Source organism: Arthrobacter sp. TmtSoilC51, assembly GCF_055388015.1.
Map to the genome: position 1 here is coordinate 4680627 of NZ_AP035877.1, position 14987 is coordinate 4695613.

The 14987-nt window shown below is 63.2% G+C and carries 12 protein-coding genes; 5 read left to right on the top strand and 7 right to left on the bottom strand.

Going from position 1 to position 14987, the window contains the following annotated elements; all coding sequences use genetic code 11:
* Positions 1-7: 7 nt before the first annotated feature.
* Together ACZ5G6_RS21370 and ACZ5G6_RS21375 are read right to left on the bottom strand one after the other, a co-directional pair.
* Complete coding sequence (locus ACZ5G6_RS21370; protein ID WP_498687963.1) at positions 8-1123, bottom strand: FecCD family ABC transporter permease; 1116 nt, start codon at positions 1121-1123, stop codon at positions 8-10.
* A 5-nt stretch (positions 1124-1128) separates the two neighbouring features.
* Positions 1129-2208 carry an iron-siderophore ABC transporter substrate-binding protein gene (locus tag ACZ5G6_RS21375; RefSeq protein WP_498687964.1) on the bottom strand — a complete coding sequence of 360 codons (1080 nt, stop codon included), beginning with the start codon at positions 2206-2208 and terminating at the stop codon, positions 1129-1131.
* A gap of 385 nt (positions 2209-2593) precedes the next feature.
* Between ACZ5G6_RS21375 and ACZ5G6_RS21380 the strand changes: the two genes are divergently transcribed.
* Complete coding sequence (locus ACZ5G6_RS21380; protein WP_223934788.1) at positions 2594-3097, top strand: FBP domain-containing protein; 504 nt, start codon at positions 2594-2596, stop codon at positions 3095-3097.
* Positions 3098-3165: 68 nt separating this feature from the next.
* Here the strand turns inward: ACZ5G6_RS21380 and ACZ5G6_RS21385 are convergent, their stop codons facing one another.
* From ACZ5G6_RS21385 to ACZ5G6_RS21395, 3 genes are read right to left on the bottom strand one after another with little or no spacing between them, the layout of a single operon-like run.
* The gene (locus tag ACZ5G6_RS21385; protein WP_498687966.1) at positions 3166-6633 is read right to left on the bottom strand and encodes an ATP-binding protein; all 3468 of its coding nucleotides are present in this window, start codon (positions 6631-6633) and stop codon (positions 3166-3168) included.
* Positions 6630-7538, bottom strand: coding sequence for a DUF4194 domain-containing protein (locus ACZ5G6_RS21390; protein WP_498687968.1), 909 nt, complete (start codon positions 7536-7538; stop codon positions 6630-6632). The genes ACZ5G6_RS21385 and ACZ5G6_RS21390 overlap by 4 nt, the downstream gene beginning before the upstream one ends.
* On the bottom strand, positions 7531-8988 hold the full coding sequence (locus ACZ5G6_RS21395) for a DUF3375 family protein (RefSeq protein ID WP_498687970.1): 1458 nt from the start codon (positions 8986-8988) through the stop codon (positions 7531-7533). The genes ACZ5G6_RS21390 and ACZ5G6_RS21395 overlap by 8 nt, the downstream gene beginning before the upstream one ends.
* 339 nt (positions 8989-9327) lie before the next feature.
* On the opposite strand from ACZ5G6_RS21395, the gene ACZ5G6_RS21400 reads away from it, so the two are divergent.
* Together ACZ5G6_RS21400 and ACZ5G6_RS21405 are read left to right on the top strand one after the other, a co-directional pair.
* Positions 9328-9630 (top strand): hypothetical protein, encoded by a 303-nt coding sequence (locus tag ACZ5G6_RS21400; RefSeq protein ID WP_498687971.1) that lies wholly within the window; start codon positions 9328-9330, stop codon positions 9628-9630.
* Between the two features lie 62 nt (positions 9631-9692).
* Positions 9693-11657 (top strand): acyl-CoA dehydrogenase family protein, encoded by a 1965-nt coding sequence (locus tag ACZ5G6_RS21405; protein WP_498687973.1) that lies wholly within the window; start codon positions 9693-9695, stop codon positions 11655-11657.
* Positions 11658-11661: 4 nt separating this feature from the next.
* On the opposite strand, the gene ACZ5G6_RS21410 is transcribed toward ACZ5G6_RS21405, so the two are convergent.
* Entirely contained in the window at positions 11662-12066 is a 405-nt protein-coding gene (locus tag ACZ5G6_RS21410; protein WP_498687975.1) for a YchJ family protein, read from the bottom strand.
* 186 nt (positions 12067-12252) lie between these two features.
* Between ACZ5G6_RS21410 and ACZ5G6_RS21415 the strand changes: the two genes are divergently transcribed.
* Positions 12253-13050: a hypothetical protein gene (locus ACZ5G6_RS21415; protein WP_498687979.1), complete on the top strand. Its 798-nt coding sequence runs from the start codon at positions 12253-12255 to the stop codon at positions 13048-13050.
* Here the strand turns inward: ACZ5G6_RS21415 and ACZ5G6_RS21420 are convergent.
* Positions 13047-13538 carry a flavin reductase family protein gene (locus ACZ5G6_RS21420; RefSeq protein WP_498687981.1) on the bottom strand — a complete coding sequence of 164 codons (492 nt, stop codon included), beginning with the start codon at positions 13536-13538 and terminating at the stop codon, positions 13047-13049. The two genes, ACZ5G6_RS21415 and ACZ5G6_RS21420, sit on opposite strands and share 4 nt — an antisense overlap.
* Before the next feature lie 277 nt (positions 13539-13815).
* Between ACZ5G6_RS21420 and ACZ5G6_RS21425 the strand changes: the two genes are divergently transcribed.
* Positions 13816-14850 (top strand): aldo/keto reductase, encoded by a 1035-nt coding sequence (locus tag ACZ5G6_RS21425; RefSeq protein WP_223934797.1) that lies wholly within the window; start codon positions 13816-13818, stop codon positions 14848-14850.
* The last annotated feature ends 137 nt before the right edge of the window (positions 14851-14987 follow it).

Sequence of the window (14987 nt, forward strand, 5' to 3'; positions counted from 1 at the left end):
AGGGCGCTCACAGTCCGGCCCCCTTTCCGCGGCGGATGAGCCAGACGAAGACAGGTGCTCCAACAAGCGCCGTCATGATGCCGGCCGGAACTTCTCCGGGAAGCAGGACCACCCGGCCGATCATGTCGGCGAGAATGAGCAGGATGGGGGCAGAGATCACGGAGAATGGCAGGATCCAGCGGTAGTCCGGCCCGATCAGGGAGCGGACCGCGTGCGGAATCACCAGGCCAACAAACCCAATCGGCCCGGCCAGGGCGGTGGCTGATCCGCAGAGCAGCACGATGCCCAGCCCGGTGATGCCCCGAGCCAGCGCGACGTTCTGGCCAAGGCCCCGCGCAATGTCGTCGCCCAGAGCAAGGCTGTTAAGGATACGCCCGCCTGCAAGGACGATCACCGCGCCGACCGCCAGGAAGGGCAGTGCCGGCAGGAGGACGGACCAGTCGCGGCCGCCGATGCTGCCTACCTGCCAGAACCGGAATCGGTCCAGGGTGTCCTGACTTGAGACCAGGATGACGTTCATGAGCGAGAACAGGCCAGCGCTCAGTGCCGCCCCCGCGAGGGCGAGCTTGACCGGCGTCGCACCGTCACGGCCCGTTGAGGCGATCGCATAGACGACGACGGCGGCAGCTGCGGCACCGAAGAAGGCGAACCAGATGTAGCCGGTCAGCGAGCTGACGCCAAAAACATAGATGCCGGTCACCACGGCGAGGGCCGCACCGGCGTTCAGGCCCAGGATGCCGGGGTCGGCCAACGGGTTCCGGGCCACGCCCTGCATCGCTGCGCCAGCCAAGCCAAGCGCAGCACCCGCGAGCAAGCCAAGCACTGTGCGGGGAATTCGGGCAATGACCACGGCGTGGTTGCCGTCTTGCGGATTGAAGTTGGTGACGGCTTCCCAAATGGTTGCCAGGGGAAGACCGCGCGCGCCGATCGCCAGGGATGCGGCGCAGGTTAATGCGAGTACGACGACGGCGACCAGCAGCCAGGCGGTGCGCTTGCCTGCTGTTCGCGCGCCGGTTCCCCCACCGGCTGCGTCGGTCCGAGGGCTGATGCCTCGCTGGCTGCCCGGCACCAAGGTGCCGGTATCCTGCCCTGCGGAAGCCGCCGTCGTCGTACTCAGTTTCATTGCAGTTACTTACCGGCTGCGGCGGCTGCGTCCGCCGCGCTCGCCAACCGCGGCAGGAACGTGTCCAGCGCCCACGGCAGGCTGATCGGCGAGGAGGCAGAGAGGGACAGCGTCAGGGTTTGGTCGGCGTCGGTAATGAAGGAGCCCTTCTTGATGGCCGGGATCTGGCCCAGGAGCGGGTCGGCCTTGATGGTTGCGGCTGTGGCGTCATCAGCGACCCAGGTTACGAAGACATCGGCTTCGAGCTCGTTGGCCTTTTCGGCAGACCACGGGACGAAGAATTCCTTGGAGTCGCCCGAGGCATTCTCTACGACCGGGGCGAGCTTCATGCCGATTTCGGAGAGGAAGCGCGGACGGTTGTCGTTGGCGGTGTAGAAGCCGTTCGATGCAGGCTCTGCGGGATCGACGTTGCCATAGATGAAGGTTTTTCCGGCGATCTGCGGGAACTTGGATGCCTTGTCCTTGATGGTGGCCTCGGTGTCTTCAATCAGCTTCTTGGCTTCGGCCTCCTTGCCGAGGGCCTTGCCGATGATTGTGGTGCTTTCCTGCCACGGCGTTCCGTAAGCCAGCTCCGGGTAGGCCACTACGGGGGCGATCTCCGAAAGCTTCTTGTAGTCGGCTTCTTCGAGGCCGGAGTAGGCGCCGAGGATGACGTCCGGGTTGAGCTTTGCGATCTCGGTGAAGTTGATGCCATCGGCCTCGGAGAACTGGACCGGGGCCTTGTCGGTGCCGAAGCCGGCCCCGAGCTTCTCCAGCGCTGCATCCTTCCACGGGGTGGAGCCTTTGTCGTTGTTGCCCCACTCGTTCTTCGGAACGCCTACGGGCACAACGCCCAGCGCGATCGCGACGTCGTCGTTGACCCATGAGATGGTGACGACACGCTTGGGCTGTTCCTTGATGGTGGTCTCACCGAAAGCATGCTTGATGGTCACAGGGAACTGGGCGCTTACAGCTTGCTCGGACGCCGGGGTGGACGTTGTGGGGCCGGTGGAGCAGCCGGTGAGGGAAAAGGCGACGGCGGCCAGGGCGGCTGTCGCGGTGCCTGCAGTCTTCAGCAGGGCGCGGCGTGGAAGAAGGGAAGCCACGGGACTCCTTAGGGTAAGTGATGCGAACCTAAGTAAGGCTAGCCTAGCCTTCGAAGAATTACGAAACGTTTGCGTCACGTAATCCCTGCCTGGCGCGGCATTGCTAAGATATCGGCAGCGGACTACCGCTTCCAAAGAGAACGACGAGGAGATGAGCGTGCGCACTGCATCAGTTGCTGCAGCCATGGTTGGCGAGGTGGCCATTTTGGCCTGCTTGGCACTTCCTCACACGTCGGCATCCCTCTAGGTACAAGCACTCCAGGTAAGCACCCCAAGCACGCGGGGTTTCCTTCGCTATGCCTGCCTTCACGGATGACCGACGCTCCTTGCCACTTCGCGCCCTACTGTTTGCGCGACGTCGATCAACCCCGAAAGAAGCTTTGCCATGCAGAAAATCACTGCCCAACAAATCCGTTCATCATTCATCAATGCCAGCCGCTCCGAGGCCGCCAAGCTCAACCTTCCCCGCGATATTGAAACCATCGAATGGGACAACCTGGAGTTCCTCGGCTGGCGCGATGAGAAGATGCCGCAACGCGGTTACCTGGTGGTCTCCCACAGGGGACAGCTCACGGGAATCATGCTGCGGGCTCCTGAGGGTGGTTCGGGGAAGAAGCGCGTGGTCCTTTGTGAACTGTGCCGGGACGTTTTCTCCAAGGACGACGTCTACCTGTGGGTTGCCAAAAAGGCCGGACAGTCCGGCAAGGACGGCAACACCGTAGGGACACTGATTTGCGCCGAGTTTGGTTGCAGTTCCAACGTCCGCAAGGAACCGCCGGTCAACGAGATCAACCCGGACCCGGCCGTCGTCGTGGTTCGGCAAATCGCCGGCCTGGAGGAACGGACTGCCCAGTTCCTGGACCGGGTCCGCGGGACCTCCACCCGCTAAAGGCAACGCGGGGGCACTTATTGCCCATTAGGGTCTCCACCATGGACCATAAGTGACCCCGCGTTGCTTTATCGGAGGACAATGTCCACGGGGTTCGCCTCGGACCGCCACGCGCCAGGCTCTCCCGGGCCTGCAATGACGGGAGCGGTCAGGACGCCCGATCGATTGGTGCGCTTGTCCCGAAGGATTTCCGTGACGGAGCCGAGGTGCCGCGACAGGTCGATCACGTTTTCAGGCGCGGCGAGCAACAACTGGAATCCGAACTCGTGGAGCGCCTTGATGCCAGCACCTGCGAATTCCTCGGAGGCCAGGACGAAGGCCTCGTCCATCATCACGGTGCCGTAGGTGGTGAAGCCCTGCTCCGCGATGCCTAACTGGTAGCTCAAGGCGGCGGCCATGATGAACGCTGTGAAACGCTGGCGCTCACCACCGGACATGGACCCGGTATCGGCATGCATGAAGACTTCGGTCTTCTTCTTGCCCGCCTTGCCGGTCTTCGCCGACTTCGCGGCCACCTCCCGGTGCTCCTTGCACTGGATAAACAAGTGCCCGCGGACGTCCAACACCTCGGCACGCCAGCGGCGGTCCTCCGGGGTCTGCGATCCGAGCCTCTTCACCAAGGTTTCCAGCGACTTGTAGCGGGCGGTGAGCTCGGCGTCGTCGTCAACGTCTGAAGCCGTGGCAGCAGCGCTGCGCGACGGGCGCGTGTGCTTGGCTTTCAGCGCATTCTGGATCGCATCCTTGAACTGTTTGGCCGTGGCCGGAAGCGTTTGCTTGATGTCCAGTTCCAGGAAGCTGCCCTCGTGGAAGTTGACCTCGGAGAGGATGCCATTGAGCGGCAGGATGCGGCTTGTGATGCTGCGCCGTTCCTCGTCCAGCAGATGCAGGAGCGTACTGAAGGACTCGTGCGTGCGCTGGTTGAAGAACAACCGGAATTCGGCCTCTTGGGCCGGCAAACCGTCGCTCACGATCGCGTGGTACCGGGATTCGAAGTCCCCGGCTGCCCCGATCGACGTGCCATGGTCGGCACTGATGGCGCTACCCCAGTCGCGCACGAAGCCCTCGAAAATGCGCGTAAGCCGCTCGGCGGTCGCTTGGCTCCGCGACTCCGCTGCGTGCAACTCATCGAGCAGTTTGTTGCGAACGCTATTGGCGAGGTTGTCCAGCTCGTAGAGCTGCGTAACGTCGGCGGCGCCAGCGAAGTACGGTTCCAAAGCGGCAACGGTAGAGCCCGACGGCGGTGCTTGCTCAAGCTTCAACCTCGCCGCATCGAGCAGGCCGTCAGCCGTGGTCATCTGGTGGTCGAGGGCTTTGTACTCGCTTTGCAGCACAGCTGCGGCACCTGTGGAGGACTGGTGCTTTTCCCGAACGGCCTCAATGTTGGCGCGCAGCGGTTCAAGATCCGCCTGCGCAGCCAAGGCATCGGCAAGGCGCTGCTCGATCCGGGCCAATTCATCTGCTGCTACCGCTGCGGAAACCTGCTCCCACGGCCGTTCGTCCTCAGCCACCCGGCGCAGGGCTTCCAACTGCCGGGCCATGCCTTGGTGGGAATCTTCACGGCTCTGCGCCAATTCCGCGGCCTTGGCCATTTCGTTTTCCAGCTCGCCCACGCGGGCGGCCACAAGTTCCAGCTTCGACGCGTTGTCGAACCCCAGCACGTAGTCCTGACGGCTCGTGAACCGATCGTCCTTCTCCACGGTGTGCCGGTTGCGCTTGACCACGCCACCCAGGCTGAGGCCCTTGTCCATCGACGCCAACTCGTCGGGATCCTCAACGCACGGGTAGGCGAAGTCCAGCGCGATCCGCTCACGGATCCATTCCCCGGCGTCTGCATTGGCGCCCGAGGTGAGAATGCTCAACTTCGTCAAGAGGTCGCCGTCGGACACGTCTTCCACGGCCAGCGCCCCACCGGCGAGCGGCTTGGACACATCCACCGCGCGCAGCGCGCCGCGCACCGTGTTGTCGTTCAGGTACCGCGTGACCGCAGCGAAGTGTTCACCCGGAACCAGCAGCGTGGTGGCCAGGTTGCGCAGCGCGCGCTCTGCGGCCGGACGCCACTGATCCTGGCCCTCGGCGAGATCGATGAGCTCACCGCCGAACGGCATCCGTTCCTCGGGGATGCCCGTTGCGGCTGCGATCGCTGCACGGTTTTCAATGCTCGACGGCGGCAAGAGGGACTTGCGCGACCGCAGCGAACGCAGCTCCTGCTCAGCCGCAGCCAGCTCGCGTTTCTTGGTTGCATGGCCGTCGAAGGCCTCGAAACGGAGCTCCTTCAAGGCCTCCGAATCGTCCTTCAACTCTGCCGAACGGGTAGCAGCCTGCTCATGAGCCTGATCCCAGCCCTCGGCTGACCACTCAATGTTCAGTCCGGCGTCGGCCAGCGCCTTCTTGGCTGAGTCCTCCACTTGTTGCCGCAACTTCAAGCCCACGCGAGCGTTTTCCAGCGACTGCTCGATCGCCGATATCGCGTTGCCGCCACGGTTGTTGTAGTCCAGCTCAAGATCACGGAGCTCTTTGGCCAAGTCGTCCCGGACCGTGCGCTCAGCCGCGAGTTCCTGCGCCTTGGACTGCGCCAACTCCTTGAAACGCGCCAACGTTTTGGCGTGCACAGTCACAGCGAGCTGCTGTTTGTACGCCTCGAATTCCTCGCCGGCCAGCTCACGCAGGCGGTTCGCGTCCAGCAACGCCTGCGCGTAATCCTTGTTCAGCCCAGGGACCGGCGCCAGCTGATCGCGCTGTTGCCGGACGTCCTCCAGCCGCTGCCGAATGGACATGAGGTTGCTGAATTCCTCCACCACATCATCCGCGGCAGCCAGCGTGGCCGGGGCATCAAGCACCTGGTCCCGGAAGAATGTGTTGACGCTGCCGCCAAGTCCCTTGCCGGCCTGGATCACGCGGAGCAACGGAAGCGCCTGGTCAGAATTGATGCCCAGCAGCCGGCGGAAACGCTCAGCAAACGCCTTGTGCACATCGAACACCTGGCCGTCCGGGAAAATCGATTCCAGCGCGCCCTTGGTGAAACGCTTCTGGGCAATCCCCTCGATGGCCTCCAGGTCTAGGGGCTTGCTGTCGATCACGTAGAACCGGCCGACGCTCGACTCCGTGCCGTTCTTGGGCAGGTCAAACAGCGCGGAGACCGTCACCTTCGTGCCAGCGGCGTTATCGAACGTCAGCGCGACGGCGGACCACGTGGCACCAGGGCGCTGGAAGGCACTGGCCGAGCCATCACCGACGGCCTTATCACCAACCTTGCCGCGCATGTACGTGAACGTGGTCCTCTTGTCCTCCACTGCGCCACCGGAACGCTGTGCAGCGGCCTCGTTGGAGCGTGGACGGGCATCGAACACCCGCAGCATGGCGTCGAACAACGTGGACTTGCCGACGCCGGAATTGCCCGTCAGCAGGGTACCTTTTCGGTCCACGTGCATGGTGTGCGCCCCGTGGAAGGTGCCCCAGTTGACTACCTGTACCAGAGCCAAACGCATCTGACCCGGGTTCGTCAGCTCGCCGAGCGGAAGCATGCTTGCGATGGTCACTTCGTGGTCCCTTCAGCGTCAGTTGCGTAAGCCTGCGCGATGGATACCGGCCTCGCCCCTTCGGCGTCGTCGTCCCCACCATCAGAGTCGCCCTCGTCTGATGCGGAGTTCTCTGCGTCGATGTCCAATAACGGCTCTGTGCCCGACTCGTCAGCCGCTACTGCCACGAGGGCTTCGATTTGGGCTGGGATGTCGCCGATGTTTTCGAACGGGAGGGCCAGCGGGAGGGCGTTGCTAATCGTGTACGTGTCGTCCAGGGGTGTGGGGAGGACGAGTTGGCGGGCCAGGAGCTTGGTGATGGTGCGGGTGACGACGTCGGAGTCGCGGAGGGCATCTTGTTGGCCGGCGGGGGTGTAATTGGCCACGAGGTCCGAGATCTCTTCGCGGGTGATGGTGGGGTCGGTCTGGGCCGTGACGTGGCGGTCGAGGAGGAGGCGCAGGCGGAGCAGGACGATGGTTTCCACGCGGCTCAGTGCACGCTGCTGCCGGAGGATGCTTGACCGGGAGCTGGCGCCGACGATCTCCGGGTCAACGGGACGGAGGACGGCGATCTTGCGGTCATGGTCCAACTGCAATGACAGGAACAGCTCCGAGAGTCGGCTGCGGAGGATCAGCTGGTTGTCCAGGAGCGTGGTCCACAGTTTCTCGTCGCGGCCGCCGTCGATGTAGGGGCCTTTCAGCAACTTGACCAGCGCGTGACGGACCTTCATTGGCAGCACGCCCGTGTCGCCAGGGAAAAGGGCCGCGCCATCAACGAACGTGTCCCGCGGGGTGACCCGGAACTGATCGGAGTGGCTGACGTGAGCAGCGGTTTCGGCCGGGACTTCAGCCGCCTCAACGGTGCCGTGCTCATCGCCGGTGACTTCCGTCGTCGTGACTTCCGTCGTCGTGATTTCCTCAGTCATCAGAATCCTCATTCAGCGTGACGACGGGCAAGTACGCAGTGCGGATGCTGCCGTCGATTTGTTCGAAGTCGATGTGTTCCCAGGCGGCGCGGTCGAAGGCCGCGCCGCTGTGCAGTGCCATGGACAGCAGGGATCGGACAGTGTTGATGTGCCGTTCCTCGGCGGGTAGGTTTTCCCACGCCTCGCCCAAGGTGGCCGAACCCGCCATGGCGGCGCGGACGACGTCGGGCCTCGCTTTTCCGGTGCGGGCAGACCGCACGCGATCCGAATCGCTGAAGGCGATGGGATCTGCCAGGCGGGGTGGGGTGGCGAATTCGTCGGGGTCGAAGAGCTTGACCATGGCCAGCGACTCGAACCCTGCGTTGTACAGGACGGGTCCGCGCACCAGGCCGGGTCGGTCACGTTCGTAGGGCATGGATCGGATGGCTTGCTCGGCCTCGGCGAGGACCTTCCGCAGGCTGACCGACTGGCGGACGTCGTCGCTCTGGATGTAGGTGTTGAGGCTTTCGGAGAGCTTGCCGTAGATCCGCTGGATCTGGCTGTGCTGCGTGCGCAGTTCGGCCACGAGGTTCTTCAGTGTTTCGCGGTCCTCATGCGAGAGCTCGTCCGCGAACTGCCGGCTCAGTACCTCGCCGATGGCGGAACGGAAACGCAACTGCTGCTGAGGGTCCTCCAGGAAAGCCGTGAACGAGCGGAATGTTCGGCCCTCAGGACTCTGGCGCAGGCGCTTGTCGGCTTCCAGAACCTGGGCCATGGTGGCGCCTTTGCTGAGCGATTCCTCGATGATCTGGTTGCGGAGCTCGCCCACCAGTTCCTCGATGCGGTCGCGCATTTTCTTGTAGTCCGCCGGCAGGCTGGCGGCGAGGTCGAGGATGTTACCGGCGGCCTCCACTGCTTCTTCGTCGTCCAGCAGCCCATCGAATTCGCCGGAACTGATGTCCTCGACGAGCTGTTGGCGCTCCTGGATTTCCTCTTCGAGGGCTTCCAAACGTGCACTCTGGTCCGGGTTGGTCTCATTGGCGAGCTTCTCAACATCGCCCAGGAGGGTGCCCAACCGCGAGCCGTTCAGCGTGGAGCGCTCACTGGAAAGGCTGTCAAGGAACGCCAACACGCGGGCTGCAGCCTCGGTCACTTCATAGACGATCTGGCCGGACTGGTTACGGCGCGTCAGGAACTGCTTGCGTGTCCATTCATCGCCGAATGCCTTGCCGTTCTGCTGGCCGCCCAGCCCCGGCTCCTGGCGGCGGAGCTGCTCAAGGAAAGCATCGACGTCGGCATGGAACTCTTCCAGCGGAAGCTGCGGCCGGGTGCGGGTGAAGGAAGCCTGAAGCACCGCGATCACCCACGGAGCCGAACGTGTCAGCGCCCATGCCGGGCCCTTGGTCAATTGTTCGAGGTCGCGGAGCCTTGCACTGATGGCGTCGGCGGAGGACATGGCTGAACGGGACAACTACTCTCCTTCAGCTGCTGCGAAACCTGGCTGGCAGCGGAAACTGCCCCGTACAAGGTTAACGCAGAGCGTCGGCGCCACGTCGGCGGGCGCCGAAGTGGCGCCGTCGAGCCTTCCAAGTACGATCCAGGGGCGGCCCGCCGTCGAGCCTTCCAAGCACGCTCCGGAAGCGACTCGCCGCAACCATTCCGTAACATACCGCCCGGTTCGATTTCGATCCCATATCGACACGCCTGCGACGCGATTCTGTGCTGGCCGAAAACTACGCCCACCCCTAGTGTCAGATCCATCGACGCAGCCACGCCGCGTCTACCCACGCAGTGTCGCATAGGGGGAACCATGGATTTCGACTTTACCGCCCTTGAAACAGCCACTTACGTATTCATTGGAACGCTGGCCTTCGCTGCAATTTTGGTGGCTTTTATCGCAGCAGCAGCAATGGCAACAATCATTCTCATCGGCGCTATGGGAATGGCCTGGTACACCGTCAAGGGGGTCCTGGGCGGCTTGGTACATGGCATCAATTTCGCTTGGGACAGCCTGGTCCACCACGCAGGACAAGTGGAAATCCCGGCCGAATTCCAGCCACAGGTGTCCCCTAGCACGGGTAGCTACTCGCGGGTAGCATTGAGGGACAGCTGAAGGGTTCCCACCCGAGGCGGACCCTGGCTCCATCCGGCACAACCGGCTAGAGGAGTTTTCCCATGACGTCCGCTACTGACAGCAGTCTCACCGCCGCAAGCGTCAACGCCACAGCAGAAGAAGCCCGTGCCGTTGCCGAGGCCGCCCGCGAAACTGAATGGAACCGGCCCAGCTTCGCCAAGGGCCTGTACTTGGGGAGCTTTGACCTCAGCCTGATCCACCCCTGGCCACAAGTCAAAATGGAGGACGTGGAGCGCGGCGAAGAGTTTATGGCCAAACTCGAGGCGTTCTGCAGGTCCATGTCCGGCCGGGTGATCGAACGCGACGCAAAGATCCCCGACGAATACCTTGCGGGCCTTGCGGACCTTGGCGTTTTCGGCATGAAAATCCCCCGCGAATACGGCGGCCTGGGATTGTCCCTGGTCTACTACGGCCGTGCACTTGCTCTTGTGGGCTCCGTCCATCCGAGCCTTGGCGCATTGATTTCGGCACATCAATCCATCGGCGTTCCTGAGCCGGTGAAGGAATTCGGCACACCCGAGCAGAAACAGGAATACCTTCCGCGCTGCGCGGCGGGCGCCATTACTGCTTTCCTCCTGACGGAGCCCGACGTCGGCAGCGACCCCGCGCGCATGGGCGCCACGGCCGTTCTTTCCGACGACGGCCGGTCTTACCTTTTGGACGGCGTGAAACTCTGGACCACCAATGGGGTGATCGCCGAGCTCGTAGTAGTCATGGCGAGGGTTCCGGCCCACACCGACGCCGACGGTACCACCCGCAAGGGCGGCATCTCCGCGTTCGTCGTGGAGATGGACTCCCCCGGCATTACCGTGGAAAACAGGAACTCCTTCATGGGCCTGCGCGGGATTGAGAATGGTGTGACCCGTTTCCACCAGGTGCGTGTGCCGGTGGAGAACCGGCTGGGTCGCGAGGGCCAGGGTCTCAAAATCGCCCTCACCACGCTCAACACGGGACGCCTTTCCATCCCCGGCCTGTGCGTTGCCGCTGGGAAGTGGAGCCTGAAGATTGCCCGCGAATGGTCCAACGCGCGGACACAATGGGGCCGGCCTGTGGGCAAGCATGAGGCCGTGGGGAAGAAAATTGCATTCATCGCCGCCACCACCTTCGCATTGGAAGCTGTGTTTGAACTATCGGCCGAGATGGCCGACGCGGGCCAAAAGGACGTCCGCATCGAAGCCGCGCTGGCCAAGCTGTGGTCCACGGAACTGAGCTGCCGGATAGCCGATGAGCTGGTTCAGATCCGCGGCGGCCGTGGCTTTGAAACCGCAGAGTCCCTTGAAGCCCGGGGCGAACGCGCCGTGGCCGCCGAACAACTTCTCCGGGATCTACGCATCAACCGGATCTTCGAGGGTTCCAGCGAGATCATGAAACTCCTCATCGCACGCGAAGCCGTGGACGCACACCTTGCCGCCGCGGGCGACCTCGCCTCAGCGGACGCCAGCCTGCAAGACAAGGCGCGGGCCGCCGTCGGGGCTTCTGGCTTCTATGCCCGCTGGCTGCCGAAACTCGTGGCCGGGGCAGGCATGGACCCGCGGTCCTACGGTGAGTTCGGGCGCCTGGGCAAGCACTTGCGGTTTGTTGAAAGGTCCTCGCGACGGCTCGCCAGGCAGACTTTCTACGGCATGGGCCGCTGGCAGGCGAAGCTGGAGCACAAGCAAGCGTTCCTGGGCAGGATTGTGGACATCGGCGCCGAACTGTTCGCGATGGCCGCGTGCTGCTCACGCGCCGAAATGCTGCTGCGCACCCACCCGGAACACGGCGCTACCGCCTTTGAACTCGCCGAGGCCTACTGTGAACAGGCCCGCGTGCGGGTGGACGAATACTTTGATCAGCTCTGGCGGAACACCGACGACGGCGACCATCACCTTTCGCGCAAGGTTCTTGCCGGCGATTACGCCTGGCTTGAAGCCGGGGTCCTGGACCAGTCCGAGGGAACCGGGCCGTGGATCGCGGATGCGTCCCCCGGCGCCTCAAGCAAGGAGAACCTGCACCGTAAGTATCGGTAGCCCGCTAAAGGACGTCGCCGTCCACGTAGTACCAGCGTTTGCCTTCCCGCACGAAGCGGCTGCGTTCACGCTGGACGCCGCGTTCGCCGTCGGACCTGTAGTGCGCGGCGAACTCAACGGTCCCGCTGGTGTCCAGGGGCCCGCCCTTGGCCGTACCCAGGATGTCGAGCCTGCGCCATTGCGTGTCGGCGTCCAGATCCAGGGACGCGGGGCGGGTAGACGCGTGCCACGTCCGCAGGAGGTACTCCGGATCCAGGATGACGAACGCCGAATACCGGGAGCGCATCAGCTGCTCGGCCGTGGGCGCATCAGCGTCCCCACGGTGGAAGCGCCCACAACAATCGTCGTACTGCTCCCCGGAGAGGCAGGGGCACACTCCGTTGCGGAGTCGGCTGATATCTGGGGTCATGTGGTCCCAATCCGAGGCTGAAAATGAGAGCTGGGCAACATATTTTCCCACGCCGTATAACAGCTTCGAAACAACCCTGCCAGAGTGTGGTGCGGGGCGTGATTCCGTCAGTGCTGGACCGTAGGCTAGATGTGCAAGCTGGGTGGGCAATGCGCGCATCACAAAACGACAGCCAGGGGAGGCTACGTGGAGGATCCGACAACACTCGCCATCAACCTGACGTATTTGGGCACAGTGGGGATGGCTGTCCTCATGTTCTTTGGGCTCGGGATAATCGTCATCATCACTCTGGTAGTTGCCGGAGTTGGACGGCTTGTGTCGGTGATTCTTTTGGCGATGGTGGGGATCTTCCCCAAGAAGGAAACAGTCACCATCGTCCACTTGCCCCCGGCTCCCGAACACGTACCCGCGTTGGCGGGTGACGACGTCGATTACTCCAGTCACCCTGTTGCGTCGCCTCTTGAAGATCTTGCCTACGTTCCTGCCGGACCCACTCCCGAGGTAGCTGCTACTCCTGAGCCCAGTGCTGTCGCCGCGGAACCCAAAAAGGACATCCTTGGGGATGTTCGACGCCGGCTCTCAGGCGCCTCTTCTGCCCTCAAGGACGGTGGGTGGAAGGCCGGCCCCCGGAAGTTGCCCAAGCCGACCCAGGTTAAAGAAGCGGTTGAAACGCAGGCCGCTCACCACCCATTGCTCGTGGCCGCCAGCAAGGAACCTCCCGTGCTTGCAAAGGACTGGGCCGACGCCGTTGCCGAAGCTGAACAGAGGGCGGCCGCGCGAGCCAAAGCAGAGCAGCCACCCGCCATCAAAGTGACCGTCCGCGAGGTGGGCGAGCCGACACCACCCTCCAGCAACGGCGAGCCACCCGCCCCAAAGGCACCGGACGCCGGCCCTAAGAAAACGGGCCCGAACACTTCCAAGAATGGAAAGTCTTCGAGCCCGATCCGTAAGGGTTCGCTCAGCGGGGCCAGCCGCAACTCCTAAGCAGCAAGCTGCCGGAACGCTGCTCCGTGGTAGATCAGTGGCTTGGATTCGTGGTTGATGGTGGTCGCCTTGACCTCCAGGACAACGATCGCATGATCCCCGGCTGGCGTCTCCGAGACCACCTCGCATTCGAAGCCCAGCACGGCGCCGTCGATCAGTACTGCTCCTGAGTCACTGACGCTGGTGGACAATCCGGCAAAGCGGTCCCGGGTCTTGGAGGAAAGCTGGAGGCAGGCCGCTTCCTGGCCCTCGGCCAGCACGGACACGCCCAGCCTTCTTGCCTGGCGGAGCTTGGGCCACGTTGTGGAGGAGTTCTGCACCGCGAACATCACCAGCGGCGGTTCCAATGACACGCCCACGGTGAAGGACGATGCCACCAAGGCCTCCGGCGTGAAATCCACCATGGCACTGAAGGCAGCGACTCCAGACGGGAACTGCGCAAATGCAGCCTTGATGGCCGCCGTTTCTTCTACCGTCGTCTGTGTCATTTTGCTGTCCCCTTCGTGCGTCGATTGAGTTCCTTTCCCATAATTCACCCGCTTCCGGGAACGGCAATATTTGTTGATTCGGAAGACATTTGTGTTGCCGCGTGTCAAGAAATGTCGCGAAGTAAGGCCCCTTCCATTACCCCGCAAGACGAAAAACGAAGAAGTTCTACCGTTTGCATTTGGGCGTCCCACGGCCGTGTGTAGCCTCGATTGGACATCCTATTGATGACGGTTGACCCACCGCTCCCAAACCACTGACCCACCACAGGAAGCCGACATGAGCCTCAACGAGCTACGAACGCTTGGACGCACTGGCGCCCTGATCAGCCCGCTCACGCTGGGTACCTTGAACTTCGGCACGGGCACGGCTCCCACCGGCCCTGCGGAGAGCATCCGCATCATCCAGGCGGCACTGGACGGTGGCATCACCAGCATCGACACCGCCGATATCTACTCGCAGGGCGAGGCCGAAGTCGTGGTGGGCCAGGCAATCCATGGAAGGCGCGACGACGTTTTCCTCGCCACCAAATTCCATGGCCAAATGGGATCAAATCCAGCACATGCGGGGAACTCGCGAAGGTGGATTGTCCGGGCTGTGGAGGATAGCTTGAGGCGGCTGAACACAGACCGGATCGACCTCTACCAAGCGCACCGCCCCGACTACAACACCGATCTCCTTGAGACCATCACTGCCCTGAACGATCTCATCCGGCAGGGCAAGATCCTCTATTACGGCACCTCGGTGTTCAGCCCTGCGCAACTGGTGGAGGCACAGTGGATTGCGAACACCAACCACCTGACGCCACCGGTTGTGGACCAGGTCCCATATTCGCTTTTGGTTCGCGCCAACGAACGCGACGTCTTCCCCATTACCCAGCAGTACGGCGTCGGGGTTTTGAGTTATGGACCGCTCGACGGCGGGTGGCTGGCTGGCGGTTACCGCGTGGGCGCCGGTCAGCCCGAAAGCTCACGTTCGGCCGCTGTGCCGGGCCGGTTCGACGTGAGCGCTCCCTTCAATCAGGGCAAGTTGCACGCGGCGGACGCACTCGCACAGCTGGCCGCGAGGTACGGGCTGACCCTCATCCAGCTTGCTGTGGGCTTCGCCCTGAATCATCCCGCCGTCACCAGCGTGATCATTGGACCGCGGACCGAGGAGCATCTGACGGACTACCTGAAGGCCGCCGACGTGGTGCTCAGCGAAGCCGTTTTGGATGAAATCGATGACATCGTGGCCCCCGCAGTCAACTTCCTTGAACGGGACGCCGGCACGGTTGCTCCCCACCTCGAGTACCCGGAACTTCGACGCCGGTAGCTGGTTTTGCGTTGCCAGGCCCCCTTTGCGCGCTTCAGTCTTCCGCAAGCACGCAAAGCAGGCCCCACAATCGCCTATTGACGGCATTGGACCATGGCGTGATCCTTGTCCTAAGTGCTGCGGCACGCCGCAGCGTC